General features: G+C 55.2%; 28 protein-coding genes. 24 read left to right on the forward strand and 4 right to left on the reverse strand.

Annotated elements, in window-relative coordinates; all coding sequences use genetic code 11:
• Window positions 1-76: 76 nt before the first annotated feature.
• Window positions 77-796 (reverse strand): NUDIX hydrolase, encoded by a 720-nt coding sequence (locus tag ACMGGS_RS08720; protein WP_414165792.1) that lies wholly within the window; start codon window positions 794-796, stop codon window positions 77-79.
• A gap of 198 nt (window positions 797-994) precedes the next feature.
• Between ACMGGS_RS08720 and prs the strand changes: the two genes are divergently transcribed.
• The 10 genes from prs (at window position 995) to mdcH (ending at window position 10,777) form a co-directional block, all read left to right on the forward strand.
• Window positions 995-1,855, forward strand: coding sequence for a ribose-phosphate diphosphokinase (prs, locus tag ACMGGS_RS08725; RefSeq protein WP_414165793.1), 861 nt, complete (start codon window positions 995-997; stop codon window positions 1,853-1,855).
• 12 nt (window positions 1,856-1,867) lie between these two features.
• Window positions 1,868-3,358: a nicotinate phosphoribosyltransferase gene (locus tag ACMGGS_RS08730; RefSeq protein ID WP_414165794.1), complete on the forward strand. Its 1,491-nt coding sequence runs from the start codon at window positions 1,868-1,870 to the stop codon at window positions 3,356-3,358.
• A gap of 330 nt (window positions 3,359-3,688) precedes the next feature.
• Window positions 3,689-5,344 carry a malonate decarboxylase subunit alpha gene (gene mdcA, locus ACMGGS_RS08735; protein ID WP_176916751.1) on the forward strand — a complete coding sequence of 552 codons (1,656 nt, stop codon included), beginning with the start codon at window positions 3,689-3,691 and terminating at the stop codon, window positions 5,342-5,344.
• Window positions 5,344-6,198, forward strand: coding sequence for a triphosphoribosyl-dephospho-CoA synthase (locus ACMGGS_RS08740; RefSeq protein WP_414165795.1), 855 nt, complete (start codon window positions 5,344-5,346; stop codon window positions 6,196-6,198). The genes mdcA and ACMGGS_RS08740 overlap by 1 nt, the downstream gene beginning before the upstream one ends.
• A 9-nt stretch (window positions 6,199-6,207) precedes the next feature.
• A complete protein-coding gene (mdcC, locus tag ACMGGS_RS08745; protein WP_414165796.1) occupies window positions 6,208-6,507 on the forward strand; it encodes a malonate decarboxylase acyl carrier protein in 300 nt (99 codons plus the stop codon).
• On the forward strand, window positions 6,500-7,333 hold the full coding sequence (locus ACMGGS_RS08750; protein WP_414165797.1) for a biotin-independent malonate decarboxylase subunit beta: 834 nt from the start codon (window positions 6,500-6,502) through the stop codon (window positions 7,331-7,333). The genes mdcC and ACMGGS_RS08750 overlap by 8 nt, the downstream gene beginning before the upstream one ends.
• Entirely contained in the window at window positions 7,333-8,133 is an 801-nt protein-coding gene (gene mdcE, locus ACMGGS_RS08755; RefSeq protein WP_414166230.1) for a biotin-independent malonate decarboxylase subunit gamma, read from the forward strand. The genes ACMGGS_RS08750 and mdcE overlap by 1 nt, the downstream gene beginning before the upstream one ends.
• A 163-nt stretch (window positions 8,134-8,296) precedes the next feature.
• Window positions 8,297-9,256 (forward strand): AEC family transporter, encoded by a 960-nt coding sequence (locus ACMGGS_RS08760; protein ID WP_194207326.1) that lies wholly within the window; start codon window positions 8,297-8,299, stop codon window positions 9,254-9,256.
• A 1-nt stretch (window position 9,257) separates the two neighbouring features.
• Window positions 9,258-9,878: a malonate decarboxylase holo-ACP synthase gene (locus tag ACMGGS_RS08765; protein ID WP_414165798.1), complete on the forward strand. Its 621-nt coding sequence runs from the start codon at window positions 9,258-9,260 to the stop codon at window positions 9,876-9,878.
• Window positions 9,875-10,777 carry a malonate decarboxylase subunit epsilon gene (mdcH, locus tag ACMGGS_RS08770; RefSeq protein ID WP_414165799.1) on the forward strand — a complete coding sequence of 301 codons (903 nt, stop codon included), beginning with the start codon at window positions 9,875-9,877 and terminating at the stop codon, window positions 10,775-10,777. The genes ACMGGS_RS08765 and mdcH overlap by 4 nt, the downstream gene beginning before the upstream one ends.
• A gap of 189 nt (window positions 10,778-10,966) precedes the next feature.
• On the opposite strand, the gene ACMGGS_RS08775 is transcribed toward mdcH, so the two are convergent.
• Both ACMGGS_RS08775 and ACMGGS_RS08780 read right to left on the reverse strand, forming a co-directional pair.
• Window positions 10,967-11,899 (reverse strand): LysR family transcriptional regulator, encoded by a 933-nt coding sequence (locus ACMGGS_RS08775; protein ID WP_414165800.1) that lies wholly within the window; start codon window positions 11,897-11,899, stop codon window positions 10,967-10,969.
• Window positions 11,900-11,924: 25 nt separating this feature from the next.
• Window positions 11,925-13,829, reverse strand: a complete 1,905-nt coding sequence (locus tag ACMGGS_RS08780) for an ABC transporter ATP-binding protein (protein WP_414165801.1) — start codon at window positions 13,827-13,829, stop codon at window positions 11,925-11,927.
• A gap of 170 nt (window positions 13,830-13,999) precedes the next feature.
• On the opposite strand from ACMGGS_RS08780, the gene kefG reads away from it, so the two are divergent.
• The 4 genes from kefG to slyD all read left to right on the forward strand — a co-directional run bounded on the left by kefG (window position 14,000) and on the right by slyD (window position 17,248).
• On the forward strand, window positions 14,000-14,551 hold the full coding sequence (gene kefG, locus ACMGGS_RS08785; RefSeq protein ID WP_176916768.1) for a glutathione-regulated potassium-efflux system ancillary protein KefG: 552 nt from the start codon (window positions 14,000-14,002) through the stop codon (window positions 14,549-14,551).
• A complete protein-coding gene (gene kefB, locus ACMGGS_RS08790) occupies window positions 14,551-16,362 on the forward strand; it encodes a glutathione-regulated potassium-efflux system protein KefB (RefSeq protein WP_414165802.1) in 1,812 nt (603 codons plus the stop codon). The genes kefG and kefB overlap by 1 nt, the downstream gene beginning before the upstream one ends.
• A 3-nt stretch (window positions 16,363-16,365) precedes the next feature.
• On the forward strand, window positions 16,366-16,566 hold the full coding sequence (locus tag ACMGGS_RS08795; RefSeq protein WP_414165803.1) for a YheV family putative zinc ribbon protein: 201 nt from the start codon (window positions 16,366-16,368) through the stop codon (window positions 16,564-16,566).
• Between the two features lie 94 nt (window positions 16,567-16,660).
• Window positions 16,661-17,248: a peptidylprolyl isomerase gene (gene slyD, locus ACMGGS_RS08800; RefSeq protein ID WP_276163428.1), complete on the forward strand. Its 588-nt coding sequence runs from the start codon at window positions 16,661-16,663 to the stop codon at window positions 17,246-17,248.
• A 45-nt stretch (window positions 17,249-17,293) separates the two neighbouring features.
• Here the strand turns inward: slyD and ACMGGS_RS08805 are convergent, their stop codons facing one another.
• Window positions 17,294-17,512, reverse strand: a complete 219-nt coding sequence (locus ACMGGS_RS08805; protein ID WP_414165804.1) for a protein SlyX — start codon at window positions 17,510-17,512, stop codon at window positions 17,294-17,296.
• A 230-nt stretch (window positions 17,513-17,742) separates the two neighbouring features.
• On the opposite strand from ACMGGS_RS08805, the gene fkpA reads away from it, so the two are divergent.
• The 10 genes from fkpA (at window position 17,743) to ACMGGS_RS08855 (ending at window position 25,978) form a co-directional block, all read left to right on the forward strand.
• The gene (gene fkpA, locus ACMGGS_RS08810; protein WP_414165805.1) at window positions 17,743-18,588 is read left to right on the forward strand and encodes an FKBP-type peptidyl-prolyl cis-trans isomerase; all 846 of its coding nucleotides are present in this window, start codon (window positions 17,743-17,745) and stop codon (window positions 18,586-18,588) included.
• 252 nt (window positions 18,589-18,840) lie between these two features.
• Window positions 18,841-19,563 (forward strand): transcriptional regulator, encoded by a 723-nt coding sequence (locus ACMGGS_RS08815; RefSeq protein ID WP_176916738.1) that lies wholly within the window; start codon window positions 18,841-18,843, stop codon window positions 19,561-19,563.
• Entirely contained in the window at window positions 19,563-19,949 is a 387-nt protein-coding gene (gene tusD, locus ACMGGS_RS08820; RefSeq protein WP_414165806.1) for a sulfurtransferase complex subunit TusD, read from the forward strand. Before ACMGGS_RS08815 ends, tusD begins: the two co-directional genes overlap by 1 nt.
• Window positions 19,949-20,308 carry a sulfurtransferase complex subunit TusC gene (gene tusC / locus ACMGGS_RS08825; RefSeq protein WP_414165807.1) on the forward strand — a complete coding sequence of 120 codons (360 nt, stop codon included), beginning with the start codon at window positions 19,949-19,951 and terminating at the stop codon, window positions 20,306-20,308. The genes tusD and tusC overlap by 1 nt, the downstream gene beginning before the upstream one ends.
• Window positions 20,309-20,315: 7 nt before the next feature.
• Window positions 20,316-20,603: a sulfurtransferase complex subunit TusB gene (tusB, locus tag ACMGGS_RS08830; RefSeq protein ID WP_414165808.1), complete on the forward strand. Its 288-nt coding sequence runs from the start codon at window positions 20,316-20,318 to the stop codon at window positions 20,601-20,603.
• 125 nt (window positions 20,604-20,728) lie between these two features.
• Window positions 20,729-21,103 carry a 30S ribosomal protein S12 gene (rpsL, locus tag ACMGGS_RS08835; protein ID WP_003023654.1) on the forward strand — a complete coding sequence of 125 codons (375 nt, stop codon included), beginning with the start codon at window positions 20,729-20,731 and terminating at the stop codon, window positions 21,101-21,103.
• A 95-nt stretch (window positions 21,104-21,198) separates the two neighbouring features.
• Window positions 21,199-21,669, forward strand: coding sequence for a 30S ribosomal protein S7 (gene rpsG / locus ACMGGS_RS08840; protein WP_004106370.1), 471 nt, complete (start codon window positions 21,199-21,201; stop codon window positions 21,667-21,669).
• 95 nt (window positions 21,670-21,764) lie between these two features.
• Window positions 21,765-23,879, forward strand: coding sequence for an elongation factor G (gene fusA, locus ACMGGS_RS08845; RefSeq protein ID WP_176916734.1), 2,115 nt, complete (start codon window positions 21,765-21,767; stop codon window positions 23,877-23,879).
• Between the two features lie 68 nt (window positions 23,880-23,947).
• The gene (gene tuf / locus ACMGGS_RS08850) at window positions 23,948-25,132 is read left to right on the forward strand and encodes an elongation factor Tu (protein ID WP_276159198.1); all 1,185 of its coding nucleotides are present in this window, start codon (window positions 23,948-23,950) and stop codon (window positions 25,130-25,132) included.
• Window positions 25,133-25,348: 216 nt separating this feature from the next.
• Window positions 25,349-25,978 carry an OB-fold-containig protein gene (locus ACMGGS_RS08855; protein WP_414165809.1) on the forward strand — a complete coding sequence of 210 codons (630 nt, stop codon included), beginning with the start codon at window positions 25,349-25,351 and terminating at the stop codon, window positions 25,976-25,978.
• The last annotated feature ends 29 nt before the right edge of the window (window positions 25,979-26,007 follow it).

A 26,007-nucleotide genomic window follows, 5' to 3' on the forward strand; every position in this document is an offset into this window, starting at 1 on the left:
AGGATAGTTTAAGGAAATTGCGCCGTACTATAACCCGTAATTATTAGTGCGGTTTATGCATTTAACGTGGTAGTCATTATTCAGCCAGCAAATTGCGGGAAAAAAGATGAATATCCACGCCGGGCTTGCGCCGCCATAATCGGGCTTTACGTGCGCCAGTGGCGATGCTCTCGCCGGTCTCCTCCAGCATACCCGACGCCTCAATACGGCGGATCAGGCTTTTGCGCTGGATCGGCTGGCCGAGAATGATCTCCGTCGCTTCCTGGAGCTGCGCGTGGGTAAAATTTTCAGGCAAACAATAGACGGGCAGCAGCGAATACATAGTCTTCTGCCGCAGGCGATGCAGACCCGCCTGCACAATCGCGGCATGATCAAACGCCAGTTCATAGCGGGGAAGCGCCTGCACCGGGATCCATTTCGCATCGCTGACGGTCTCGATATGCGGCGCACAGTCCACCCATGATATCAGCGCAAACCAGCTTACCGTCAGGCTCCAGCCGCGCGGGTCGCGATCCGGGCCGGAAAAGGTATCGAGTTGTTCCAGCCACGATGGCAGCACCCCCGTTTTTTCCGTCAGCTTGCGCAACGCCGTATCACGTGTGGAGGTATCGCGGGCAATATCAATAAACCCCCCCGGTAATCCCCAGCAGCCCTGTTGCGGCTGGCTGGCTCGCTCCACCAGCAGCACACAAAGTTCGCCCTGATGGAGGGTAAAAAGCACGCTGTCGACCGTTACCAGCGGCGAAGGAAAACGGCTGGCGTCGTAATTTTTCAGGTATTCCGCTTCTGTCGTCATTTGTCGTGGCCGTTCACCGTGGCAGGAAAATCCCAGTTTACCAGCCCGGGCCTGCACAAAACATACGCTTTTTTTATTTCTGTTATCAGGCAATTAACGTTATTTTGCTTTTTGTTCAAAAAATAACTTGCATAATATATGTCTTAGGGACATTATTAAATTGTCACAGGGACATTAATTAATTGAGAGGGCAAGAAAATGGAAAAACGGTTGCAGTTATTCATTGATAATCAAGAGATTGCCTTAACAACCGGCATTTTCCCTGACGGTGCGGTATGGCTGAAGGTGACAGGCAAACTGCCAGAACGCGCGCAGTTGATGCGTGTTCGTGCCGCCGCCATGCGTGATATGAATGATTTCATGTTGCTGGCCCAACTGGTTGACGCCGTGCGCCATGTTACCGATGTGCTGGTCAGCCACCTTGAGCTTCCGTGGCTGCCGTGGGCGCGTCAGGACCGTCATATGGTCGCAGGCGACAGCTTTGCACTGAAGGTTTTTGCCCGTCAACTCAATACCCTGGGTTTCGATAAAGTTAAGGTGCTCGACCCGCACAGCGATGCAGCGGGGGCAGCGATTGATAATTTTGTCGCTATCCCGCAGGAAATTTGTCTGCTGCATAGCCCCACACTGGCACGTCAGTTTCAGCAGCAGGCACTAATGCTGGTCGCCCCGGATGCGGGCGCGTTGAAAAAAATCGACGCGGTTGCCAGAGCGACAGGGGCATCTGAATACGCGGTATTAACGAAAAAGCGCGATGTGGCGAGCGGCAATCTCACCGGTTTCGCGCTGGTTTCCGGTGATGTGAGGGGCAGGGATGTGCTGATTGTTGATGACTTGTGTGATGCCGGAGGGACGTTTATTGGCTCCGCCCAGGTCCTGCGCGATGCAGGCGCTCGCAGCGTCAGCCTGTACGTCACGCACGGTATCTTTTCTAAAGGTGTGGAAAATCTGCTTTCAAACGGTATCGACGCAATTTATACCACCACCTCGTTTACTTCACCCGCGCTTGCGCACCCGAACCTTGAACTGATTGATATCGCTGCTATTTACGGCGCTTAACGGAGAAACATCATGAAAATGAATCCCATTCTGGCTATCGATGGCTACAAAGTTTCGCACCGCGTGCAGTATCCGCAGGGCACCACGAAGGTTTACTCCAACTTTACGCCGCGCAGCGATCGCTTTTTTCAGTCTCCGCTTGCCGATGGCAAGCTGGTATTTTTCGGTTTACAGGGCTTTATGCAGTGGTTCCTGGTCGATCTGTTTAACGATGCCTTTTTCTCCCGTCCGGAAGATGAGGTCGTGAATGAATACAAACAGGTGATGGACAGCTATCTTGGGCGCGACGCGGTGGCGGTGGATCACATTCGTACCCTGCACCGCACAGGTTATCTTCCGCTGCACATTAAAGCGCTGGATGAAGGCAGCAAAGTGCCGATGAAGGTGCCAGTCCTGACGATCACCAACACCCGCGACGATGCGTTCTGGCTGGTGAACTATCTGGAAACGGTGCTCTCCGCAGAGCTGTGGAAAACGTCGACCAATGCCACTATCGCGCACCACTACCGCAAGATTTGCGAAAAATGGGCGGCAAAAACCTGTAGCGATCTTTCGCACCTGGATTTTCAGTGCCACGACTTTTCTTTCCGTGGGATGGCCGGTTTACAGGACACCATGCAGGCGGGCAGCGGCCATCTGCTGAGCTTTAAAGGCACCGACAGCATTCCGTCTATTTTGTATGCGCGGGATTACTACACCGAAGGCGAAGAGTACTTTATCGGTGCCAGCATCCCGGCGACGGAACACAGCGTGATGTGTATGGGCCAGCATGAAGGCGAGATTGAGACGTTTCGTCGTCTGATTGCCGACCTCTACCCGCAGGGATTCGTTTCAATCGTTTCGGATACCTGGGACTACTGGCGCGTGCTGACCGAATATACCCGCGAACTGAAGTCGTTGATTATGAGCCGCGAAGGGCGCGTGGTATTTCGTCCTGACAGCGGCGACCCGGTAGATATTCTTTGTGGCACCGGGGCTGATGACGATACGCGTGCCGAGCGTAGCCCGGAAGAAAAAGGGTCGGTGGAAGTGCTGTGGGAGATTTTTGGCGGCACGGTGAATGAGAAAGGGTATAAAGTCCTCGACCCGCACGTGGGACTGATTTACGGCGATTCCATTACCCTTGAGCGGGCCAATGAGATCCTGCGCCGTCTGGAAGCAAAAGGTTTTGCCAGCTCTAACGTGGTGTTTGGCATCGGCTCCTTCACCTACCAGTACAACACGCGTGATACCTTCGGTTTTGCGATGAAAGCCACCTGGGGACAGGTAAACGGCGAAGGGCGCACCATTTTTAAAGAACCGAAAACCGATAACGGTATGAAACGTTCCGCCCGCGGCCTGCTGCGCGTTGAACGTGATGCGCAGGGAGAGCTGGTGCTTCATGACGAGCAAACCTGGGAACAGGAACAGGAAGGCGAGTTGAAAACCCGTTTCCTCGACGGTAAGCTTTTTAACCGCGAACATTTTGAACAGATCCGTCAGCGTCTGGCGGCACAGGGCTAACTCTCCACATGACATGCCGGGTGGCGGCTTCGCCTTACCCGGCCTACGTTTGATCCTACATATCAAAATGTTACGCTTATTGTAGGCCCGGTAAGCGCAGCGCCACCGGGCAGGCGGTGCGCCATTGCCTGGCTTACCGCGCCTGACGCCGCCATCCATTAAATCCATTTTTCCCAATCTAAATTGATCCCCATCACATAACGTCAATTCTAATCATTACTCTCAGGCTAATGATTCTGCCCGCCGCTTAATTGATGCATTTCTCACCAAAGCCCAGACTCTTCTCAGTGTTAAGCCAATCAAACTGATTGCTGAATCAGGAGGTTCATAATGTTATCTGGGCAAACGCCAGCACGCGTCTGGAATACCCGCCGCACTGAAAAACAGCGGCGTCTGGCTTCCGTACCCGTGCAGGGTAAGGTACTGCCAACCGCAGATCTCACCGCGATGCTGGAAAAACTGATCGCGCCGGGTGACCGCGTGGTTCTTGAGGGGAACAACCAGAAGCAGGCTGATTTCTTGTCCCGCATGCTGGCTGAGGTCAACCCGCAGATTGTGCACGACCTGCACATGATTATGCCAAGCGTCGGGCGCAGCGAGCATCTGGATATCTTTGAAAAAGGTATCGCCCGCAAGCTGGACTTTTCCTTCTCCGGGACGCAAAGCCTGCGCATCTCGCAGCTGCTGGAAGATGGCCTGCTGGAAATCGGCGCTATCCATACGTACATTGAGCTTTACTCCCGTCTGTATGTCGATCTCTCGCCGAACGTGGCGCTCATTGCTGGTTTTAAAGCTGACCGTAAAGGCAACCTCTATACGGGGGCGAGCACCGAAGATACCCCTGCATTAGTTGAAGCGGCCGCGTTCCATGATGGCATTGTTATCGCCCAGGTTAACGAACTGGTCGATGACGAGTGTGACCTGCCGCGTGTTGATATCCCCGGTTCGTGGATTGACTACGTGGTGGTCGCCGACAAACCGTTCTTTATCGAACCGCTGTTTACCCGCGACCCGCGCCTGATCAAACAGGAACACATCCTGATGGCGATGATGGCGATCAAGGGTATCTACGCGGAGCATCAGGTGCAGTCGCTGAACCACGGCATCGGCTTTAATACCGCTGCTATCGAACTGCTGCTGCCGACCTACGGCGAACAGCTCGGCCTGAAAGGCAAAATCTGCAAACACTGGACCCTGAACCCGCATCCGACGCTGATCCCGGCCATTGAAAGCGGCTGGGTGGAGAGCGTGCACTGCTTCGGCGGCGAACTGGGGATGGAAGAGTATATCCGCGCCCGTCCGGACGTGTTCTTTACCGGGGCTGATGGCTCCATGCGTTCTAACCGCGCCTTCTGCCAGCTGGCCGGTCAGTATGCGGTCGATATGTTTATCGGCTCTACTTTGCAGGTCGATGGTTACGCTAACTCCTCAACCGTGACCCGTGGTCGCCTTTCCGGCTTCGGTGGTGCGCCGAATATGGGCCACGATCCGCACGGTCGTCGTCATGCCACCCCGGCATGGCTGAATATGATCACCGAACCAGACCCAATGCAGCGCGGGAAAAAACTGGTCGTCCAGATGGTCGAGACCTTCCAGGCCGGCGTGAAACCAACCTTCGTCGAAAAACTCGATGCCATTGAGGTGGCGAAAACTTCCGGGATGCCGCTGGCTCCGGTGATGATCTACGGCGACGACGTGACCCATGTCCTGACCGAAGAGGGTATCGCCTATCTCTATCGTGCCGAAAGCCTTGAAGAACGTCGCGCAATGGTTGCGGCGGTTGCCGGTATCACCGACATCGGGCTGGGCGTGGACGCTAAACGCGTTGCCGCACTGCGGCAGAGTGGAAAAGTGGTTTACCCGGAAGATATGGGGATTCGTCGCACCGACGCCACCCGTTCTCTGCTGGCGGCCGGTAGCGTATCGGATCTGGTTGAATGGTCCGGCGGTCTCTACAACCCACCTGCGAAATTCCGGAGCTGGTAATGAAACTTCTGCCCCGGATCCAGGTTGAAGGCGGTGCCGAATGGCTGGCGCGAGCCGCCACGCAGTGTCTGATTGACGAAGCGCGATTAAGCCCGAAACCCGGTCTGGTGGACAGTCGGGGGAACGGCGCGCACCACGATTTATCACTCGCGCTGATGGAGCGCTCCGCGCACAGCCTCACCCCCACGTTTCAGGCGCTGGCGCAACAAAGCTGGCTGCGGCCCGCGGACATTGCGCTCAGACAAACCATAGGGCGACTCGGCCGCGAAGGCGAGCAGCAGATGATGACGGCGACCCACGGCGTCAATACCCATCGCGGTGCGATTTGGGCGCTGGGATTACTGGTGAGTGCCGTGGCAATGCACGGTGGCACGGGTAGCGCACAGCAGGTGGCGAACACCGCCGCTGAACTGGCAAAACTGCCGGATGACGCTGCGCCCAGAGTCTTCAGTAAAGGGCTACGCGCCACGCACCGCTATCGGGTGCCGGGCGCGCGTGAAGAGGCACAGCAGGCGTTTCCGCACATTATGCAGCGGGCATTACCGCAGTTGCGCTTAAGCCGACTGCACGGCAGCGAAACGCATGCCCGGCTGGATGCCCTGATGGCCATCATGACCTCGCTGACCGACACCTGCGTGCTCTCCCGCGCCGGGCTGGAAGGGCTGGAGGCTATGCAGGATGGTGCCCGCACAGTGCTTAATGCCGGCGGCAGCGCTCATCCGGCGGGTCAGGCGGCATTAGCCGCACTCGACAGGCACATGCTGGCACTGAACGCCTCGCCGGGCGGGGCCGCAGACTTGCTCGCCGCCACCCTGTTTCTCGATCGCATTGAGTCGCCTTATTTAACTCATTAAGAGGATGTTATGGAACACATTACGTTAACCGTACCGGCCAGCCGCACCGTAAGCGGTAAAGCGCTGGCTGGCGTTGTTGGCTCCGGGGATATGGAGGTGTTATTCACCGCCGACCAGGGCCAGACGTTAACCATTGATATCACCACTTCTGTCGATAACAGCCGTAGCCGCTGGGAAGCGCTGTTCAGCCGTTTAGAAACGGTCAGCAGCCTGCCTGCCGGGAAACTGACGATCCACGATTTCGGCGCAACGCCCGGTGTGGCGCGTATCCGTATCGAACAGGTATTTGAAGAGGTGAGCTATGCGTGACGATCGCAGTTTTATTGAATTAAAAGCGCGCCAGCGCGCGCAGGCGCTGCTGGACGACGGCAGCTACCGCGAACTGCTTGACCCGTTTGAAGGGATTGTCTCTCCGTGGCTGGGTGCGCAGGGCATTGTCCCCCAGGCCGATGACGGCATGGTGGTGGCCAAAGGCACCATCAACGGCAAACCTTCGGTTGTGGTTGCCATTGAAGGCGCGTTCCAGGGCGGCAGCATGGGCGAAGTCTCCGGGGCCAAAATGGCGGCGGCGCTGGAACTGGCGGCGGAAGATAACCGCAAAGGCATCCCCACTCAGGCAGTACTGTGCCTCGAAACCGGCGGCGTGCGCTTACAGGAAGCGAACCTCGGGCTGGCGGCAATTGCTGATATCCACGCGGCGATTGTCGATCTGCGTCGCTATACCCCGGTGGTCGGTATCGTGGCCGGGACCGTGGGCTGTTTCGGCGGGATGTCCATCGCCGCCGCGCTGTGCAGCTATCTGATTGTCACCCGTGAAGCGCGTCTGGGTCTGAACGGCCCGCAGGTGATCGAACAGGAAGCCGGGATTGAAGAGTACGACTCCCGCGACCGTCCGTTTATCTGGAGCATGACCGGCGGTGAAGTGCGCTATCAAAGCGGACTGGTGGATGCATTAGTAGGCGATGGCATAAACGCAGTGAAAGCGGCGATGAACGACGCGCTGGCGAAAGGCGTTCCGGCGAAACATCGCACCGACAACTACGACGATTATCTTAACCGTCTGACCAACTTCGACACCCGCAAACAGGCCGATGCCGAACAGATTAACGCGCTCTTTGCCCGGGAGGTGAAATGATGAGCACTTCAATAAGCCGTGGCGAATTATGGCTGGAAACTCTCGTACCGAATGCGAAACGTCTGGAAGGGCTGTGCCCGTCTGTGCAGGCCGCGGACGGTGAGCTGAACGGTGAAACGGTGCGCTTTATTGCCGTAGTGCCGGATGCGAACAACCATTACCCGCGCGCCGCCAAAGGCGAAGTGGGGCTGCTGGAAGGCTGGACGCTGGCGAAAGTGGTCAGTGAAACCATCGCCGCCGATGCAGAGAAAGCCGTCAAACGCCCGATTGTGGCAGTGATCGACGTGCCAAGCCAGGCCTACGGTCGTCGTGAAGAAGGTTTTGGTATTCATCAGGCGCTGGCCGGTGCGGCGGCAGCCTATGCCAACGCGCGTCTGGCAGGGCATCCGGTGATTGGCCTGATCGTCGGTAAAGCGATGTCCGGCGCGTTTCTGGCGCACGGCTACCAGGCAAACCGTCTGATTGCCTTCAACGATAACGGCGTGCTGATTCATGCGATGGGCAAAGAATCCGCCGCACGTATCACCCTGCGTAGCGTTGAATCGCTGGAGAAACTGGCGGCGACTATTCCGCCAATGGCGTATGACATCGATAACTACGCCACCCTGGGGCTGCTCGCCGATCTGCTGGATATCAGCAACCCGGATGCCCCGTCTGCAAGCGATCTGACGCTGGTATTAACCACGCTGCAACGGGCCATCAACGATGCTCGTCAGGATCCGACGCTGAAAAGCCGTCTGGGCGCTGACAATCGCCGCAGCTCCGCCCTCGTGCGCGAACGTATGAAGGCGAGCTGGTAAGCAATAAGAGACCTGCCGGATTGCCTGCCGCGTGGTAACACGCTGAGCAGGCAACTGAAAAATAATAATCATCGCGCCAGTACTAACCACAACGTGCTTCAGCCCGCGCAGGGGAAGGCAGCCTGAAGGATGACGTGATTTTCTTTTTAACTACAGGTGATTTATGACTTATGTGATTGTTCATGCTCTTGCACCGATTTTTATCATCATGCTGCTGGGGTTCTGGGCCGGGAAGGCCAAAATGGTGGATAACAAGAATGTTTCCCTGCTTAACATCTTTGTGATGGATTTTGCGTTACCGGCGACGCTGTTCAGCGCGACGGTACAAACGCCGTGGACCGGTATTCTTGCGCAGTCACCGCTGGTGCTGGTACTGACCCTGGCAATGTGGATCACCTACGCTGCCATTTATTTCCTGGCGACTAAAGTCTTCAAAAAATCGCCGCAGGATGCTGCGGTGCTGACATTGACCGTGGCCCTGCCGAACTACGCGGCGCTCGGCCTGCCGATTCTGGGTAGCGTGCTGGGCGAAGGGGCGGCAACATCACTTTCCGTTGCCGTGTCGATTGCCTGTGGTTCCGTGCTGATGACGCCGTTCTGCCTGCTGATTCTGGAACGTGAAAAAGCGCGTGCGGAAGGCAATAACACCGGCTCCACGCTGGCGATGCTGCCGGTGCTGATGTGGCGTTCGCTGAAGAAACCAATCGTGATGGGGCCGCTGCTGGGGGTGATCCTCTCCGCTATCGGCATCAAAATGCCGGAACTGGTGCTGGCGGCAATTAAACCGCTGGGACTGTCGGCGACGGCTGCCGCGCTGTTCCTGACCGGGGTGATCCTTTCTGCCCGTAAGCTGCAAATCAACACCATGGTGATCAGCGCGACCATTACCAAGCTGCTGATTCAGCCGGTCATTGCCTGGGGCCTGGTGCTGGCGTTTGGCCTGCATGGTTCAGTAGCCATCACCGCGATCCTGATGATTGCGCTGGCGGCGGGCTTCTTCGGCGTGGTCTTTGGTAACCGCTTTGGCGTGCAATCGCCGGATGCCGAAGCCGTGCTGCTGCTCAGTTCCGTATTGTGTATCCTGTCGCTGCCGCTGTTTATCTCGCTGACTTCAGGACTCTAAAATGACTTCAACATTACGCCCGCACGATCTTATCTGGCTTACCGCGCGTGACGCGCTGGACGGTATCACGGAATCCTGGGTGGATGACGTCTGGCATACCGGCCTGCCGGTAGTGGTGCGGCGTGATGTTGACGCGCAAGGGCGCATTCCCGTAGGCGTTCGCGGAATGCGCCGTGACCAGCGGGCGGCGGGCTGGGTTCGCTCGGAGTCTGTGACCCGCGTGGTTGCGCCGGACGATCTGGTCGAGCCGCAAACGCTGCTACGTTCGCCGTTTATCTCGCAGCCGCCGGTACAGGTGGCACTTCAGCTTGCCCAGCAGACGTGGCCGTGGACATGGGGAGTCACTGGTAGCGTAGGGTACGCGCTGGCAACTGGTATTCCGGTGATTCATGCCCAGAGCGATCTGGACTTGCTGATCCGCGCGCCGCAGCCGCTGGTACCCGCGCAACTTGAACGCTGGCAGCAATCATTAACGACAGTTCTTTGCCGTGCGGACACCCAGGTGGAGACGCCTTATGGCGGCTTCGCGCTGGCAGAATGGTTACGTGACGGCAAAGTATTGTTGAAAACCAGCCGGGGGCCGCGTCTGGTACGCGACCCGTGGCACAGGGAGGGATCATGAAAATTCTGTTTACCTTTCCGGGGCAGGGGACGCAGCGCCCTGGCATGCTGCAACAGCTTCCCGGCAGTGAAATGGAGCAGGCGCGTGCGGTGCTGGGCGATGAGGCCGACACGCTGGATTCACCCGAAGCATTACATCATACCCGCGCGGTGCAACTGGCGCTGTTGATCGCTGGCGTTGCCTGGGGGCGTGAAATGCAGCGCCGCGACGTCGAGCCGGATATCGTCAGCGGGCTTTCTATCGGTGCGTATCCCGCCGCAGTGGTTGCCGGAGCGCTGGATTTTGCCGATGCGTTAAAACTGGTCGCGCTGCGCGGCGATTTGATGGAGCAGGCGTATCCGTATGGCTATGGGCTGACGGCGATTATGGGCCTGACGCTCAGCCAGGTGGAAGCGCTGCTTGAAGGTAGCGGAGCTTACATCGCGAATCTCAACGCCGAAACGCAGATTGTGATTGCCGGGTCCGATGAAGTAATGGCGGAAGTGGCCCGGCGGGCGCTGGATAAAGGGGCCAGCAAGGCGCATCGTCTGGCGGTAAGCGTGCCGTCGCACTGCGCACTGCTGGCAGAACCGGCGCAGAAGCTGGTGGCCGCTTTCAACAATGTGACGCTTTCCCGTCCGCGCTGCGCTTATCTGAGCGGCAGCACCGGACGCGTGCTGTGGCAACCGGAAAAGATCGCCGACGATCTGGCGATGAATATGGCACGCACGGTGCGCTGGCAGGAAGCGGTGATTGCCGCTAACGAACGCGAAGCGCGGCTGGCGATCGAGATGCCGCCGGGCGGTGTGTTAACCTGTCTGACGCGGCAGGCGGCGTGGGAGGGGGAGTCCCTCTCGCTGGAACGCAGCGGGGTAGAGGTTGCGGTACATCTGGCGAAACGGCTACGAGCGCAGCGTTGATGACCGATGCGGTTGTCGGCGCTGTGCCACGTTGCCCGGTGGCGCTGCGCTTACCAGGCCTACGATTGAGTCTTTATTTATGGTAAATCGCTGATTGTAAGTGATTTTCACGTAGGCCGGATGGCACAGCGTAAGCCACCCGGCAGGTTTACCCGGTGGCTTACGCTGTGCCATCCGGCGTCATATCTCTCAGGCGTTTTCCTGCAAGCTGCGGGCATACATACGGCCTTCCGCCGCCAGCGCCAGCAGGTTCGGGTCCATCTCGCGGTTGCGGGCGAAGACAATGGCAATAAGCTGCTGCATTTGATACGGCTGCGAAAGCTTCTGCAATTTTACCGATCCTTCGTACATCTTCTTCATCCGGCCCGGCATCAGGGTAAAACCAACGCCAGCCTGCACCAGACTGAGCATCGAAAAAATATCGTTAACCCGGGTGACAATTTCCGGCTCAAAACCGGCAATATGAAACGCTTCCTGGAAACCTACGTAGGTGGCAAAACCTTCGGCCAGCGAGACAAATTTCTGGTCACGGTAGTCGCGCAGATCAGCCAGTTTTGTCGTATCCAGCGATGCGCTGGCAGGGGCGGCAAGATAAATGTCGTCGTGAAACAGCGGCAGCACTTCGAGACTGTTATGGTCGATCTCGCTTTCAGAAATCGAAATCAGGATCGCATCAAGAATGCCGTCTTCCAGCATTCGTAGCAGCGCGTCGTTGGATCCCATCGTCAGATCCATTTCCAGATCCGGGCGACGTAGTTTCATCCCCATAATCAGGCGCGGTACAGTCTCCAGCGTCAGTGAATAGAGCGTACCGACGCGTAAACGACCCTGCCCCACGCCAGCGGTTTTGCGTGTCTCTTCCAGACCGCGCGCCATCAGTTGCATGACTTCCTGGCAATACTCCAGCAGCGTCACGGCGGCTGGCAGCGCCATCAGATTGCGGCCTTTATGAATGAACAGCGGGCAGCGCACATTCTCTTCCAGGGTATGCAACGCGCGATGTACGCTGACGCCACTTAACGCCAGCGCCTCGGCGGTACGGGCGATATTTCCTTTCTCCATAAACGTCATGAAGATGGCGAGTTTGCGAAAGGTAATGTCGCTGGAGATATCCGGGATCATCTATGGCCGCTCCGTAAGAGAAGAATTAGTCGCCCTGAGTCATGGCTTCCAGCTGTTCGTGTGCGTCCAGCCAGGCCATTTCGCACTCCTCCAGACCCGCTTTCGCGCTGGCCTGCTGTTGCAGACAGTCGGTCAGTTCGGCTTTACGACTCTGATCGTACAACTCGCTGTCGCCCAGCTTCTCTTCTGCTTTCGCCAGTTGCGCGTTAAGTTTTTCCATCTCTTTTTCCAGACGGGCAATCTCTTTGCGCAGCGGCTGGGTCAGAGTACGCAGTTCCGCTTCACGACGCTTCTGATCTTTACGCGCCTGAGCGCTGTTGGCGTTGTCTTTCGCCGTATCGTCAGGCTGGCTTTCCTGCTTCTGAACGTCGCTCAGCCATTTCTGGTAATCTTCCAGATCGCCGTCGAACGGCTCGACTTTGCCATCGTGCACCAGATAAAGGTCATCGGTAGTGGAACGCAGCAGGTGACGGTCATGCGACACCACCACCAGCGCGCCTTCAAACTCAATCAGCGCTTCGGTCAGCGCCTGACGCATGTCGAGGTCGAGGTGGTTGGTGGGTTCATCGAGCAGCAACAGGTTCGGGCGCTGCCAGACAATTAACGCCAGCACCAGACGCGCTTTTTCACCGCCGGAGAAACGTTCGGTTCGTTCGGTGACTTTATCGCCCCGGAAGCCAAAGCCACCAAGGTAGTCGCGCAGCTTCTGCTCCAGCTCTTGCGGTGCCAGCCGCGCCATATGCTGTAACGGGGACTCATCAGCGCGTAAAAATTCCAGCTGGTGCTGAGCGAAATAACCCAGCTTGATCCCTTTCGCCAGGCCGATTTCGCCGTGCGTCGGGGCCAGTTCACCTGCCAACAGCTTGATTAACGTCGATTTCCCTGCGCCGTTGCGACCAAGAAGGCCAATGCGTGAACCAGGCACGAGATTCAATTTAATGGAATCGAGAATGGTACGTTCGCCATAGCCGGCACTCACTTTTTCCATTTTCAGTAGCGGATTAGGCAGGCTTTCCGGGACGCGGAAGCTGAAGTGGAATGGGTTATCAACGTGCGCCGGCGCAATAAGCTCCATCCGTTCCAGCATCTTCACGCGGCTTTGCGCCTGCTTTGCTTTACTGGCTTTGGCTTTGAAGCGGTCGATAAAGCTTTGCAGATGCGCCACGCGCAACTGCTGGCTTTCATACGTCGCCTGTTGCTGCGACAGGCGCGTAGCTCGCTGTATCTCAAACGAGCTATAGTTGCCGGTATACTCAAACATCGACTGCTGTTCGATATGAATGATTTTATCCACCACCGGATCGAGAAAGTCGCGGTCATGGGAAATCAGGATCAGCGTGCCCTGATAGCTTTTCAGCCAGCGCTCCAGCCAGATCACCGCATCAAGGTCGAGGTGGTTGGTTGGTTCATCCAGCAACAGCAGGTCGGAGCGGCAAATCAGCGCCTGCGCCAGGTTAAGACGCATCCGCCAGCCGCCGGAGAAGTCGCTGACCGGACGTTCCAGCTGTTCGTTAGAAAAGCCAAGGCCGTGCAGCAGGCTGGACGCGCGTGAACGAATAGTCCAGGCGTCAACCGCATCCAGTTTGCCATGGATAGTGGCAATCGCGTGTCCATCATTGGCGTCATTCGCCGCCTGTAATTGCGCTTCGAGCTGGCGAAATTCACGATCCCCGTCGATAACATAATCCAGAGCCGGTTGGGGCAGGGCGGGCGTTTCCTGATTCACCCAGGCGAGCTGCCAGGTGCCGGGAAACGTAAAGCTACCGGCATCGGCACTCAGCTCATTTTTCAGCAGCGCCAGCAGGGTGGATTTACCGCAGCCGTTTTTACCCACCAGGCCGACTTTCTGGCCCGGATTAATGGTGGCCGTGGCGTTGTCCAGCAGGACATGCACGCCGCGGCGAATTTGTAACGAGGAGAAAACAATCATAAGGTGCCGTATGTTCAGACTATGTTAATTTGTCATTATGATAATGTAAGGTTGCTGGCAAAATGCCGCACCGGGGCGCAATGGTAGCCCATAATGAAGACGATAGACAAAATCATTCTGGCAGCAATATGGCCCGAATGAGACAGAACGACAAACCCGGGAGGGGAATGATGTCGCAGACAGCGAAAGTACTGCTGCTGTATGCCCATCCGGAATCACAGGACTCGGTAGCCAACCGGGTTTTGCTTAAGCCGGCCACGCAGCTGCAAAATGTTACTGTGCACGATCTCTATGCGCAGTATCCCGATTTTTTTATTGATATTCCGCGCGAACAGGCGCTGTTGCTGGAGCACGATGTCATCGTGTTTCAGCATCCGCTGTATACCTATAGCTGCCCGGCGCTGCTGAAAGAGTGGCTGGATCGTGTGTTGAGCCGGGGGTTTTCCAGCGGTCCGGGAGGGAACCAACTGGCGGGAAAGTACTGGCGGAGTGTGATCACCACCGGTGAGCCGGAGAGCGCCTATCGGCACGACGCGCTGAATCGCTACCCGATGAGCGATGTTCTGCGCCCTTTTGAGTTAACCGCCGCCATGTGCCGTATGCACTGGCTTAACCCGATTATCGTGTATTGGGCCAGACGACAAACACCGCAGGAGCTGGCCAGTCGGGCCAAAGCTTACGGTGAGTGGCTGGCGTCACCGCTTAACAATGGAGGTCAGTAATGGAGGGATCCAATCTGTTACTGGCTGGCGTCCTGTTTCTTTTTGCGGCGGTCGTGGCGGTACCGTTGGCGGCGCGTCTGGGCATCGGCGCGGTGCTGGGTTATCTGCTGGCGGGAATTGCCATCGGTCCGTGGGGGCTGGGTTTTATCAGTGACGTCGACGAGATCCTGCACTTCTCGGAACTGGGCGTAGTGTTCCTGATGTTTATCATCGGGCTGGAACTGAACCCCGGCAAGCTCTGGGAGTTACGGCGCTCGATTTTTGGCGTCGGGGCGGCGCAGGTGATCTTCAGCGCGGCGATCCTCGGCGGGTTGCTGATGTTGACGCAGTTTTCGTGGCAGGCGGCGGTGGTTGGTGGGATTGGCCTTGCCATGTCCTCGACGGCGATGGCGCTTCAGCTTATGCGTGAGAAGGGGATGAACCGCAGCGAATCCGGGCAGCTCGGCTTTTCGGTGCTGTTGTTTCAGGATCTGGCGGTGATCCCGGCGCTGGCGCTGGTGCCACTACTGGCGGGAGCCGGCGACGATCACTTTGACTGGATCAAAATCGGCATGAAAGTGCTGGCGTTTGCCGGGATGCTGATTGGCGGGCGTTATTTACTGCGTCCGGTGTTCCGCTTTATCGCCGCCTCTGGCGTGCGCGAAGTGTTTACTGCCGCCACGCTGCTGCTGGTGCTCGGCTCGGCGCTGTTTATGGATGCGCTGGGGCTGTCGATGGCGCTGGGCACTTTTATCGCCGGGATATTGCTGGCGGAAAGTGAATACCGGCACGAGCTGGAATCGTCCATCGATCCGTTTAAAGGCCTGCTGCTGGGGCTATTCTTTATTTCGGTCGGCATGTCGCTCAACCTGGGCGTGCTCTACACGCATCTGCTGTGGGTGGCTTTCAGCGTGTTTGCGCTGGTGGCGGTCAAAATGCTGGTGCTGTATCTGCTGGCGCGGGTGTATGGACTGCGAAGCTCTGAGCGGTTGCAGTTTGCCGGGGTACTCAGTCAGGGCGGTGAATTTGCCTTTGTGCTGTTCTCTACGGCCTCGTCGCAAAAACTGTTTCAGAACGATCAGATGGCGCTGCTGCTGGTGACGGTCACGCTGTCGATGATGACCACGCCGCTGTTGATGAAAGCCATCGATAAACGGCTGGCGCGGCAGTTTAACGGTCCGGATGACGAAGATGAAAAACCGTGGGTAGATGACGACAAACCGCAGGTCATTATCGTCGGGTTTGGCCGTTTTGGTCAGGTGATCGGGCGTTTGCTGATGGCCAATAAAATGCGCATTACGGTGCTGGAGCGCGATATCAGCGCGGTGGGCCTGATGCGTAAATACGGCTATAAAGTGTATTACGGCGACGCTACCCAGGTAGATTTGCTGCATGCAGCGGGTGCGGCAGAGGCGCAGTCCATCGTTATCACCTGTAATGAGCCGGAAGATACCATGAAGCTGGTGGAAATTTGCCAGCAGCATTTTCCGCAGTTAAAGATTATGGCGCGAGCGCGAGGCCGTGTGGAGGCCCACGAATTGCTCCAGGCGGGGGTTACCCAGTTCTCCCGTGAAACCTTTTCCAGCGCCCTGGAACTGGGGCGTAAGGCGCTGATTTCGTTAGGCGTGCATCCGCACCAGGCGCACCGCGCGCAGCTTCATTTTCGTCGTCTGGATATGCGAATGCTGCGTGAACTTATGCCGGTACACACCGACACGGTGCAAATTTCTCGCGTACAGGAAGCGCGGCGGGAGCTGGAAGAGATCTTCCAGCGTGAAATGCATCAGGAGCGTCACCAGCTTGACGGCTGGGATGGATCAGATCAGGAGTAAATAATGCCAGTCCGTAAACGTTTTATTGCAGGCGCAAAATGTCCCTCCTGCCAGGCGCAGGACACGCTGGCTATATGGCGGGAAAATAATGTCGATATAGTTGAATGCGTTAAGTGCGGCCATCAGATGCGTGAGGCCGATAAAGAGGCCCGCGATCATGTGCGCAAAGAAGAGCAAGTGATCGGCATTTTTCATCCGGACTAGCGAGATGCCGCAGGTTTTTTTAAGCTAAAGGGTACACGCGTGCAGAATTCCGCTACAATCTGCGCCACTATTCTTCCCTTGCTCAGGAGATATCATGAAAGTAGCAAAAGACCTGGTGGTCAGCCTGGCCTATCAGGTACGTACAGAAGACGGTGTATTAGTTGATGAGTCTCCGGTAAGTGCGCCGCTGGACTATCTGCATGGTCACGGCTCCCTGATTTCTGGTCTGGAAAATGCGCTGGAAGGCCATGAACCAGGCGATAAATTTGACGTTGCTGTGGAAGCAAATGACGCTTACGGCCAGTACGATGAAAACCTGGTTCAGCGCGTACCTAAAGACGTCTTTATGGGCGTTGATGAACTGCAGGTGGGCATGCGTTTCCTGGCGGAAACCGACCAGGGTCCGGTGCCGGTTGAAATCACTGGCGTTGAAGACGATCACGTCGTGGTTGACGGTAACCACATGCTGGCAGGTCAGAACCTGAAATTCAGCGTGGAAGTGGTTGCGATTCGTGAAGCTACGGCTGAAGAGCTTGAGCATGGTCACGTACATGGCGCGCACGATCATCACCACGATCATGACCACGGTCACGATGGCTGCTGCGGCGGTCACGGCCATGACCACGATCACGACCACGGTAAAGGTGGTTGCGGCGGTCACGGCGGCTGCGGCTGTCACTAATTGTCGTTATCATACTAAAGCGGGGCAACCCGCTTTTTTTACGCCTCAATAATGGGGCGGCGGCGTTTCTTCTGAAGGCGACGCCATGTGCGACGGCTGGCTGGCTTTCAGTTTTTCCGCCATCAGGCGCACGTGTTCCCGCAGTTTCGCCATTTCCATTTCGTGTGCGGTCACCGTCTGGTTAAGATCCTCAATCGTGATCTCCTGAAATGCCAGTCGGCTTTCCAGTTCCGCCAGACGCGCTTCCATCGTTTTATCCTGCATGATTCACCTCTTCTCTGCGGCTTGTGGTAGCTGGCGGGCGGATTCTACCCAACTTTGTCTTGTCGCGCAGCATCGACCTCTTTCCAGAGGAAACTAATTTAAACAAAAATAGTCTGAAAAGATCCGTAATTAGGGAGAGTCCGTCTGTAGATTTCTTCTGCAACGCTTTATAGTACGCTTCTAATTTGAAAGTTAACCTGGGGTGAGATGCCCCGGCCCTGGAGATATGGATGAAATCACTGTTTAAAGTTACTCTGCTGGCGACGACAATGGCTGTCGCGCTGAACGCGCCGCTGACCTTTGCCGCAGAAACTGCAACTACCGCTGCACCGGCTACTGAGAGCAAAGCTGCTCCGGCCGCTGACAGCAAAGCTGTGTTCAAAAATGACGACCAGAAGTCTGCTTACGCGCTGGGTGCATCGCTGGGCCGCTACATGGAAAACTCCCTGAAAGAACAAGAAAAACTGGGTATTAAACTGGATAAAGACCAACTGATCGCCGGTGTTCAGGATGCCTTTGCTGACAAGAGCAAACTGTCCGATCAGGAAATCGAACAGACTCTGCAAGCGTTTGAAACCCGCGTAAAAGCCTCCGCTCAGGCGAAGATGGAAAAAGACGCGGCTGAAAGCGAAGCCAAAGGTAAAGCCTACCGCGATGCGTTCGCCAAAGAGAAAGGGGTGAAAAAATCCTCTACCGGTCTGCTGTATAAAGTAGAAAAAGCGGGTAGCGGTGACGCGCCTAAGGACAGCGATACCGTGGTTGTAAACTACAAAGGTACGCTGACGGACGGTAAAGAGTTCGATAACTCTTACACCCGTGGCGAGCCGCTGTCTTTCCGTCTGGATGGTGTGATCCCGGGCTGGACTGAAGGCCTGAAAAACATCAAGAAAGGCGGCAAGATCAAACTGGTTATCCCACCTGAACTGGCTTACGGCAAAAACGGCGTACCGGGTATCCCGGCCAATTCTACGCTGGTCTTTGACGTAGAACTGCTGGACATCAAACCGGCCACCCCTGCCAACGCGGATGCTCCTGCCGCCGCCGATGATAAAGCCGCAGATGCTGCTAAAAAATAAAAAATGATTATCGCCGCCGCTTCAGGCGGCGGTTTTTTATTGCAGAACGGTATAATTAAATCTGGTCAGCAGAACCTCTGCTGTATTAGGTTATACTCGTCATTCTTCAGGCTGCCTCTGCGTTGGCTACACTCGCCCGCCTATAAGCTCTCCCTTGACGCATCCTGAATGATTTTGCGTATAGTTATTGGTGTTAATCGAGCCTGCCCTGAAAACATAACGACAGGTTCCTGAAAAGGAGTGCTTTCTTTCATGTCCAGGTCGCTTTTAACCAACGAAACCAGCGAACTTGATTTACTGGATCAACGTCCATTCGATCAGACCGACTTCGATATCCTGAAATCCTACGAAGCGGTAGTGGACGGGTTAGCGATGCTTATTGGCTCCCATTGCGAAATCGTGCTGCACTCTCTACAAGATCTAAAGTGTTCCGCCATTCGTATCGCTAATGGCGAGCATACCGGGCGGCAAATTGGTTCTCCGATCACCGACCTTGCGCTGCGGATGCTACATGATATGACCGGCGCGGACAGCAGCGTGTCGAAGTGCTACTTTACGCGCGCCAAAAGCGGCGTGCTAATGAAGTCGCTGACTATCGCGATACGCAATCGCGATCAGCGGGTGATCGGCCTGCTGTGCATCAACATGAACCTTGACGTGCCGTTCTCGCAGATCATGAATACCTTTATCCCCCCGGAAACGCCAGACGTGGGATCGTCGGTTAACTTCGCCTCCTCGGTAGATGATTTGGTCGCGCAAACCCTTGAGTTCACGATTGAAGAGGTGAACGCCGATCGCAACGTGTCGAATAACGCCAAGAACCGCCAGATCGTGCTGAATCTTTATGAAAAAGGCATTTTTGATATTAAAGATGCGATTAACCAGGTCGCCGACCGCCTGAACATTTCGAAGCACACCGTTTATCTCTACATCCGCCAGTTCAAAAGCGGCGATTTTCTGGGGCAGGATAAATAATGCGTTTTGCCCTGCTGGTGACAGGCCCGGCCTACGGAACTCAACAGGCATCGAGCGCGTGGCAGTTTGCCCAGGCGCTGCTGGCTGAGGGGCATGAACTGGCCTGCGTCTTCTTCTACCGAGAAGGTGTTTATAACGCGAATCAGCTCACCTCTCCGGCCAGCGACGAGTTTGATCTGGTGCGGGCGTGGCAGCGTTTGCATCAGGAGCACGGGGTAGCGCTGCATATTTGTGTGGCGGCGGCGTTACGTCGTGGGATCACCGATGAGTCCGAATCCGGACATCTGGAACTGCCGGGCGCAAACCTCGAAGAGGGATTTTCCCTCACCGGTCTGGGAGCACTGGCGGAAGCGGCGCTCACCTGTGACAGAGTGGTGCAGTTCTGATGAAACGCGTCGCTTTTGTTTTTACCACCGCGCCGCACGGTTCTTCCGCCGGACGGGAAGGGCTGGATGCACTGCTGGCTACCTCGGCACTGACTGACGACACGGGCGTTTTTTTCCTCGGCGACGGCGTATTGCAACTGCTGGCCGGTCAGCAGCCCGCGACGATCCTGGCGCGTGATTATATCGCCACGTTTAAAGTGCTCCCGCTGTACGATATCGATAACTGCTGGTTGTGCGCAGCTTCGCTGCGTGAGCGCGGATTCAGTGCCGCTACGCCACGCGTACTGGACGCTGAAGTGCTGGAGCCTGATGCTCTGCGGGAAAAACTGGATAACTACGACGTCATTATGACGTTTTGAGGCTGACATGCTGCACACCTTGCGCCACTCTCCCTGGCATTGTGATATGACGAGCTTACTGCGCATGCTGCGTGAGGGCGACGATCTGCTACTGATCTCCGACGGCGTGCAGGCAGGCGTTGAGGGCAACCGCTTTCTTGAAATGCTGAGCGCCGCCCCCATATCAGTCTATGTGCTTGAAGAAGACGTTAATGCGCGTGGTTTTTCTGCTCAAATTTCGACCAGTGTCGTCAGGGTTGACTATACTGGTTTCGTCAGACTCACGATAAAACATTCAGGCCAATTGGCCTGGTGATGACAAGATCGCTGTATATTTCTTGACACCTTTTCTGCACAGCCCTAAAATTCTGCGTCCTCATATTGTATGAGGACGATTTATTACGTGTTTACGAAGCAAAAGCTAAAACCAGGAGCTATTTAATGGCAACAGTTAACCAGCTGGTACGCAAACCACGCGCTCGCAAAGTTGCAAAAAGCAACGTGCCTGCGCTGGAAGCATGCCCGCAAAAACGTGGCGTATGTACTCGTGTATATACTACCACTCCTAAAAAACCGAACTCTGCACTGCGTAAAGTTTGCCGTGTTCGTTTGACCAACGGTTTTGAAGTGACTTCCTACATTGGTGGTGAAGGTCACAACCTGCAGGAGCACTCCGTGATCCTGATCCGTGGCGGTCGTGTAAAAGACCTCCCGGGTGTTCGTTACCACACCGTTCGTGGTGCGCTTGACTGCTCCGGCGTTAAAGACCGTAAGCAATCACGCTCCAAGTATGGCGTGAAACGTCCTAAGGCTTAATGGTTCTCCGTTAAGTAAGGCCAAACGTTTTATCTTAATGTCAAACTAAACTCTTTGAGTTTTGGACAATCCTGAATTAACAACGGAGTATTTCCATGCCACGTCGTCGCGTCATTGGTCAGCGTAAAATTCTGCCGGATCCGAAGTTCGGATCAGAACTGCTGGCTAAATTTGTCAATATCCTGATGGTAGATGGTAAAAAATCTACTGCAGAAGCAATCGTATACAGCGCGCTGGAGACCCTGGCTCAGCGTTCTGGTAAAAATGAACTGGAAGCCTTCGAAGTCGCTCTCGACAACGTGCGCCCGACTGTAGAAGTTAAGTCTCGCCGCGTTGGTGGTTCTACTTATCAGGTTCCAGTTGAAGTTCGTCCGGTTCGTCGTAATGCCCTGGCAATGCGTTGGATCGTTGAAGCTGCTCGTAAACGCGGTGATAAATCCATGGCTCTGCGCCTGGCGAACGAACTTTCTGACGCTGCTGACAACAAAGGTACAGCAGTTAAGAAACGTGAAGACGTTCACCGTATGGCAGAAGCCAACAAGGCGTTCGCACACTACCGTTGGTAATCCCTTCGGAGTCATAGTCAACAGGCGGGCGCTTCAGGTAAGCGTCCGCACTGGAAAACTTATCTGAACGCCTAATGCAATAAACGAGGAATCAAATGGCTCGTACAACACCCATCGCACGCTATCGTAATATCGGTATCAGTGCGCACATCGACGCCGGTAAAACCACCACTACCGAACGTATTCTGTTCTACACCGGTGTGAACCACAAAATCGGTGAAGTTCATGACGGCGCAGCAACCATGGACTGGATGGAGCAGGAGCAGGAACGTGGTATCACCATCACGTCCGCAGCGACTACTGCATTCTGGTCTGGTATGGCTAAGCAGTATGAACCGCATCGTGTCAACATCATCGACACCCCGGGGCACGTTGACTTCACCATCGAAGTAGAACGTTCCATGCGTGTTCTTGACGGTGCGGTAATGGTTTACTGCGCAGTTGGTGGTGTTCAGCCACAGTCTGAAACCGTATGGCGTCAGGCAAACAAATATAAAGTTCCACGTATCGCGTTCGTTAACAAAATGGACCGTATGGGTGCGAACTTCCTGAAAGTTGTTGGTCAGATCAAATCCCGTCTGGGCGCGAACCCGGTTCCGCTGCAGCTGGCGATTGGTGCTGAAGAAGGTTTCACCGGTGTTGTTGACCTGGTGAAAATGAAAGCCATCAACTGGAACGATGCAGATCAGGGCGTTACCTTCGAATACGAAGATATCCCGGCTGACATGCAGGACCTGGCTGAAGAATGGCACCAGAACCTGATCGAATCCGCAGCTGAAGCTTCTGAAGAGCTGATGGAAAAATACCTGGGTGGTGAAGAACTGACTGAAGAAGAGATCAAATCTGCTCTTCGTCAGCGCGTTCTGAACAACGAAATCATCCTGGTAACCTGTGGTTCTGCGTTCAAGAACAAAGGTGTTCAGGCGATGCTGGATGCGGTAATTGATTACCTGCCGTCCCCGACTGACGTTCCTGCGATCAACGGTATGCTGGACGACGGTAAAGATACTCCGGCTGAGCGTCACGCTAGCGATGAAGAGCCGTTTGCGGCGCTGGCATTTAAAATCGCTACCGACCCGTTCGTGGGTAACCTGACCTTCTTCCGCGTGTACTCTGGCGTGGTTAACTCCGGTGACACCGTACTGAACTCTGTGAAATCTGCTCGTGAACGTTTTGGCCGTATCGTACAGATGCACGCTAACAAACGTGAAGAGATCAAAGAAGTTCGCGCGGGCGACATCGCTGCTGCGATCGGTCTGAAAGACGTAACCACTGGTGACACTCTGTGTAACCCGGATGCGCCGATCATTCTGGAGCGTATGGAATTCCCTGAACCGGTAATCTCCATCGCTGTAGAACCGAAAACCAAAGCTGACCAGGAAAAAATGGGTCTGGCTCTGGGCCGTCTGGCTAAAGAAGACCCGTCTTTCCGCGTATGGACTGACGAAGAATCTAACCAGACCATTATCGCCGGTATGGGTGAGCTGCACCTCGACATCATCGTTGACCGTATGAAACGCGAATTCAACGTTGAAGCGAACGTCGGTAAACCTCAGGTTGCTTACCGTGAAGCGATTCGCGCGAAAGTTACCGATATCGAAGGTAAACACGCCAAGCAGTCTGGTGGTCGCGGTCAGTACGGTCATGTTGTTATCGACATGTACCCGCTGGAGCCGGGTTCAAACCCGAAAGGCTACGAGTTCGTCAACGACATCAAAGGTGGTGTAATTCCTGGTGAATACATCCCGGCCGTTGATAAAGGCATCCAGGAACAGCTTAAATCTGGTCCGCTGGCTGGCTACCCGGTAGTTGACCTCGGTGTGCGTCTGCACTTCGGTTCTTACCATGACGTTGACTCCTCTGAGCTGGCGTTTAAACTGGCCGCTTCTATCGCCTTTAAAGATGGCTTTAAGAAAGCGAAACCTGTTCTGCTTGAGCCGATCATGAAGGTTGAAGTAGAAACGCCGGAAGAGAACACTGGTGATGTCATCGGTGACCTTAGCCGTCGTCGTGGTATGCTGCGTGGTCAGGAATCTGAAGTAACGGGCGTTAAGATCCATGCTGAAGTACCGCTGTCTGAAATGTTCGGATATGCAACTCAGCTGCGTTCTCTGACCAAAGGTCGTGCATCATATACGATGGAATTCCTGAAGTATGATGACGCACCGAACAACGTTGCTCAGGCCGTAATCGAAGCCCGTGGTAAATAAGCCCCGGGGTTAAAAACCAATGTCCCGTGCCCCCTCAGAGAGGGGGCGCTATAGTAAGGAATATAGCCGTGTCTAAAGAAAAATTTGAACGTACAAAACCGCACGTCAACGTCGGTACTATCGGCCACGTTGACCATGGTAAAACTACTCTGACCGCTGCAATCACTACCGTACTGGCTAAAACCTACGGCGGTGCTGCACGTGCATTCGACCAGATCGATAACGCACCGGAAGAAAAAGCTCGTGGTATCACCATCAACACTTCTCACGTTGAATATGACACCCCGACTCGCCACTACGCGCACGTAGACTGCCCGGGCCACGCCGACTATGTTAAAAACATGATCACCGGTGCTGCGCAGATGGACGGCGCGATCCTGGTTGTTGCTGCGACTGACGGCCCGATGCCGCAGACCCGTGAGCACATCCTGCTGGGTCGTCAGGTAGGCGTTCCGTACATCATCGTGTTCCTGAACAAATGCGACATGGTTGATGACGAAGAGCTGCTGGAACTGGTAGAAATGGAAGTTCGTGAACTTCTGTCCCAGTACGACTTCCCGGGCGACGATACTCCGATCGTTCGTGGTTCTGCTCTGAAAGCGCTGGAAGGCGAAGCAGAGTGGGAAGAAAAAATCATCGAACTGGCAGGCTACCTGGATTCTTACATCCCGGAACCAGAGCGTGCGATTGACAAGCCGTTCCTGCTGCCGATCGAAGACGTATTCTCCATCTCCGGCCGTGGTACCGTTGTTACCGGTCGTGTAGAGCGCGGTATCATTAAAGTAGGTGAAGAAGTTGAAATCGTTGGTATCAAAGATACTGCGAAATCCACCTGTACCGGCGTTGAAATGTTCCGCAAACTGCTGGACGAAGGTCGTGCAGGCGAGAACTGTGGTGTTCTGCTGCGTGGTATCAAACGTGAAGAAATCCAGCGTGGTCAGGTACTGGCTAAGCCGGGTTCAATCAAGCCGCACACCAAGTTTGAATCTGAAGTGTACATCCTGTCCAAAGATGAAGGCGGCCGTCATACTCCGTTCTTCAAAGGCTACCGTCCGCAGTTCTACTTCCGTACAACTGACGTGACTGGCACCATCGAACTGCCGGAAGGTGTTGAGATGGTAATGCCGGGCGACAACATCAAAATGGTTGTTACCCTGATCCACCCGATCGCGATGGACGACGGTCTGCGTTTCGCAATCCGTGAAGGCGGCCGTACCGTTGGCGCGGGCGTTGTTGCTAAAGTTCTGGGCTAATATTTAGCTTTGAATTGAAAAGGGCGCTTCGGCGCTCTTTTTTTATGGCTTTTATAAAATATTCTGCCTGACAAGAGTCAGGAGCGCCAGCAGGCATTGTATCTGAGACCGTTTAAATTCATTTCTCGTTGTTGAATATGATATTGTAAGAGGAATAAGAAGCGTCGAAAGCGTTGTTGCTGTACCAATATGGAATGTCGTCACAGGAGTGGATGCATGCTTTTATTTACGCCATATAACGGACCTTACCTGTTCGCTATTTCATTCATATTACTTATCGGTTTGCTGGAAATTATTTCCCTCCTCTGTGGTCACCTCCTCTCCGGCGCGCTTGACGCCCATCTTGACCATTATGATGCATTAAGCGAAGGCAACATTGGGCAGGTACTTCATTATCTGAATATTGGGCGGCTCCCCGCGCTTGTGGCACTCTGTTTACTGGCCGGGTACTTTGGACTGTTCGGCATACTCGCACAGCACGGCTGGGTTACGTTCTGGCAAACTCCCCTGAACAATCTCCTGCTGGCACCGATTAGCCTGGCTGTTTCCGTCGTGGCCACGCACTATACCGGCAACGCCGTTGCACCCTGGTTGCCCCGGGATGAAACTACCGCCATTACGGAAGATGATTATATAGGGTGTATGGCCATTATTACTGGTCATGCGGGTAAATCTGGCTTGCCCTGCGAAGGCAAATTTGTCGATAAATTTGGTCAGGTGCACTATTTACTGCTGGAACCTGAAGAGGGCAAAGAATTCAATAAAGGGGACAAGGTGCTGATCGTTTGTCGGCTTTCAGCTACGCGCTATTTAGCAGAGCTGAACCCCTGGCCGGATGTTTTGTAATAGCGTTATTAATTAAAGGGACACACATA

It is taken from the genome of Superficieibacter sp. BNK-5, from assembly GCF_047456055.1.
Lineage (GTDB): Bacteria > Pseudomonadota > Gammaproteobacteria > Enterobacterales > Enterobacteriaceae > Superficieibacter.

What these genes read in the sequence shown, in the direction of transcription:
- ACMGGS_RS08720 (WP_414165792.1), bottom strand. Translation starts at nt 796, where the DNA reads ATGACGACAGAAGCGGAATACCTGAAAAATTACGACGCCAGCCGTTTT.
- prs (WP_414165793.1), top strand. Translation starts at nt 995, where the DNA reads ATGGAAAAACGGTTGCAGTTATTCATTGATAATCAAGAGATTGCCTTA.
- ACMGGS_RS08730 (WP_414165794.1), top strand. Translation starts at nt 1,868, where the DNA reads ATGAAAATGAATCCCATTCTGGCTATCGATGGCTACAAAGTTTCGCAC.
- mdcA (WP_176916751.1), top strand. Translation starts at nt 3,689, where the DNA reads ATGTTATCTGGGCAAACGCCAGCACGCGTCTGGAATACCCGCCGCACT.
- ACMGGS_RS08740 (WP_414165795.1), top strand. Translation starts at nt 5,344, where the DNA reads ATGAAACTTCTGCCCCGGATCCAGGTTGAAGGCGGTGCCGAATGGCTG.
- mdcC (WP_414165796.1), top strand. Translation starts at nt 6,208, where the DNA reads ATGGAACACATTACGTTAACCGTACCGGCCAGCCGCACCGTAAGCGGT.
- ACMGGS_RS08750 (WP_414165797.1), top strand. Translation starts at nt 6,500, where the DNA reads ATGCGTGACGATCGCAGTTTTATTGAATTAAAAGCGCGCCAGCGCGCG.
- mdcE (WP_414166230.1), top strand. Translation starts at nt 7,333, where the DNA reads ATGAGCACTTCAATAAGCCGTGGCGAATTATGGCTGGAAACTCTCGTA.
- ACMGGS_RS08760 (WP_194207326.1), top strand. Translation starts at nt 8,297, where the DNA reads ATGACTTATGTGATTGTTCATGCTCTTGCACCGATTTTTATCATCATG.
- ACMGGS_RS08765 (WP_414165798.1), top strand. Translation starts at nt 9,258, where the DNA reads ATGACTTCAACATTACGCCCGCACGATCTTATCTGGCTTACCGCGCGT.
- mdcH (WP_414165799.1), top strand. Translation starts at nt 9,875, where the DNA reads ATGAAAATTCTGTTTACCTTTCCGGGGCAGGGGACGCAGCGCCCTGGC.
- ACMGGS_RS08775 (WP_414165800.1), bottom strand. Translation starts at nt 11,899, where the DNA reads ATGATCCCGGATATCTCCAGCGACATTACCTTTCGCAAACTCGCCATC.
- ACMGGS_RS08780 (WP_414165801.1), bottom strand. Translation starts at nt 13,829, where the DNA reads ATGATTGTTTTCTCCTCGTTACAAATTCGCCGCGGCGTGCATGTCCTG.
- kefG (WP_176916768.1), top strand. Translation starts at nt 14,000, where the DNA reads ATGTCGCAGACAGCGAAAGTACTGCTGCTGTATGCCCATCCGGAATCA.
- kefB (WP_414165802.1), top strand. Translation starts at nt 14,551, where the DNA reads ATGGAGGGATCCAATCTGTTACTGGCTGGCGTCCTGTTTCTTTTTGCG.
- ACMGGS_RS08795 (WP_414165803.1), top strand. Translation starts at nt 16,366, where the DNA reads ATGCCAGTCCGTAAACGTTTTATTGCAGGCGCAAAATGTCCCTCCTGC.
- slyD (WP_276163428.1), top strand. Translation starts at nt 16,661, where the DNA reads ATGAAAGTAGCAAAAGACCTGGTGGTCAGCCTGGCCTATCAGGTACGT.
- ACMGGS_RS08805 (WP_414165804.1), bottom strand. Translation starts at nt 17,512, where the DNA reads ATGCAGGATAAAACGATGGAAGCGCGTCTGGCGGAACTGGAAAGCCGA.
- fkpA (WP_414165805.1), top strand. Translation starts at nt 17,743, where the DNA reads ATGAAATCACTGTTTAAAGTTACTCTGCTGGCGACGACAATGGCTGTC.
- ACMGGS_RS08815 (WP_176916738.1), top strand. Translation starts at nt 18,841, where the DNA reads ATGTCCAGGTCGCTTTTAACCAACGAAACCAGCGAACTTGATTTACTG.
- tusD (WP_414165806.1), top strand. Translation starts at nt 19,563, where the DNA reads ATGCGTTTTGCCCTGCTGGTGACAGGCCCGGCCTACGGAACTCAACAG.
- tusC (WP_414165807.1), top strand. Translation starts at nt 19,949, where the DNA reads ATGAAACGCGTCGCTTTTGTTTTTACCACCGCGCCGCACGGTTCTTCC.
- tusB (WP_414165808.1), top strand. Translation starts at nt 20,316, where the DNA reads ATGCTGCACACCTTGCGCCACTCTCCCTGGCATTGTGATATGACGAGC.
- rpsL (WP_003023654.1), top strand. Translation starts at nt 20,729, where the DNA reads ATGGCAACAGTTAACCAGCTGGTACGCAAACCACGCGCTCGCAAAGTT.
- rpsG (WP_004106370.1), top strand. Translation starts at nt 21,199, where the DNA reads ATGCCACGTCGTCGCGTCATTGGTCAGCGTAAAATTCTGCCGGATCCG.
- fusA (WP_176916734.1), top strand. Translation starts at nt 21,765, where the DNA reads ATGGCTCGTACAACACCCATCGCACGCTATCGTAATATCGGTATCAGT.
- ACMGGS_RS08855 (WP_414165809.1), top strand. Translation starts at nt 25,349, where the DNA reads ATGCTTTTATTTACGCCATATAACGGACCTTACCTGTTCGCTATTTCA.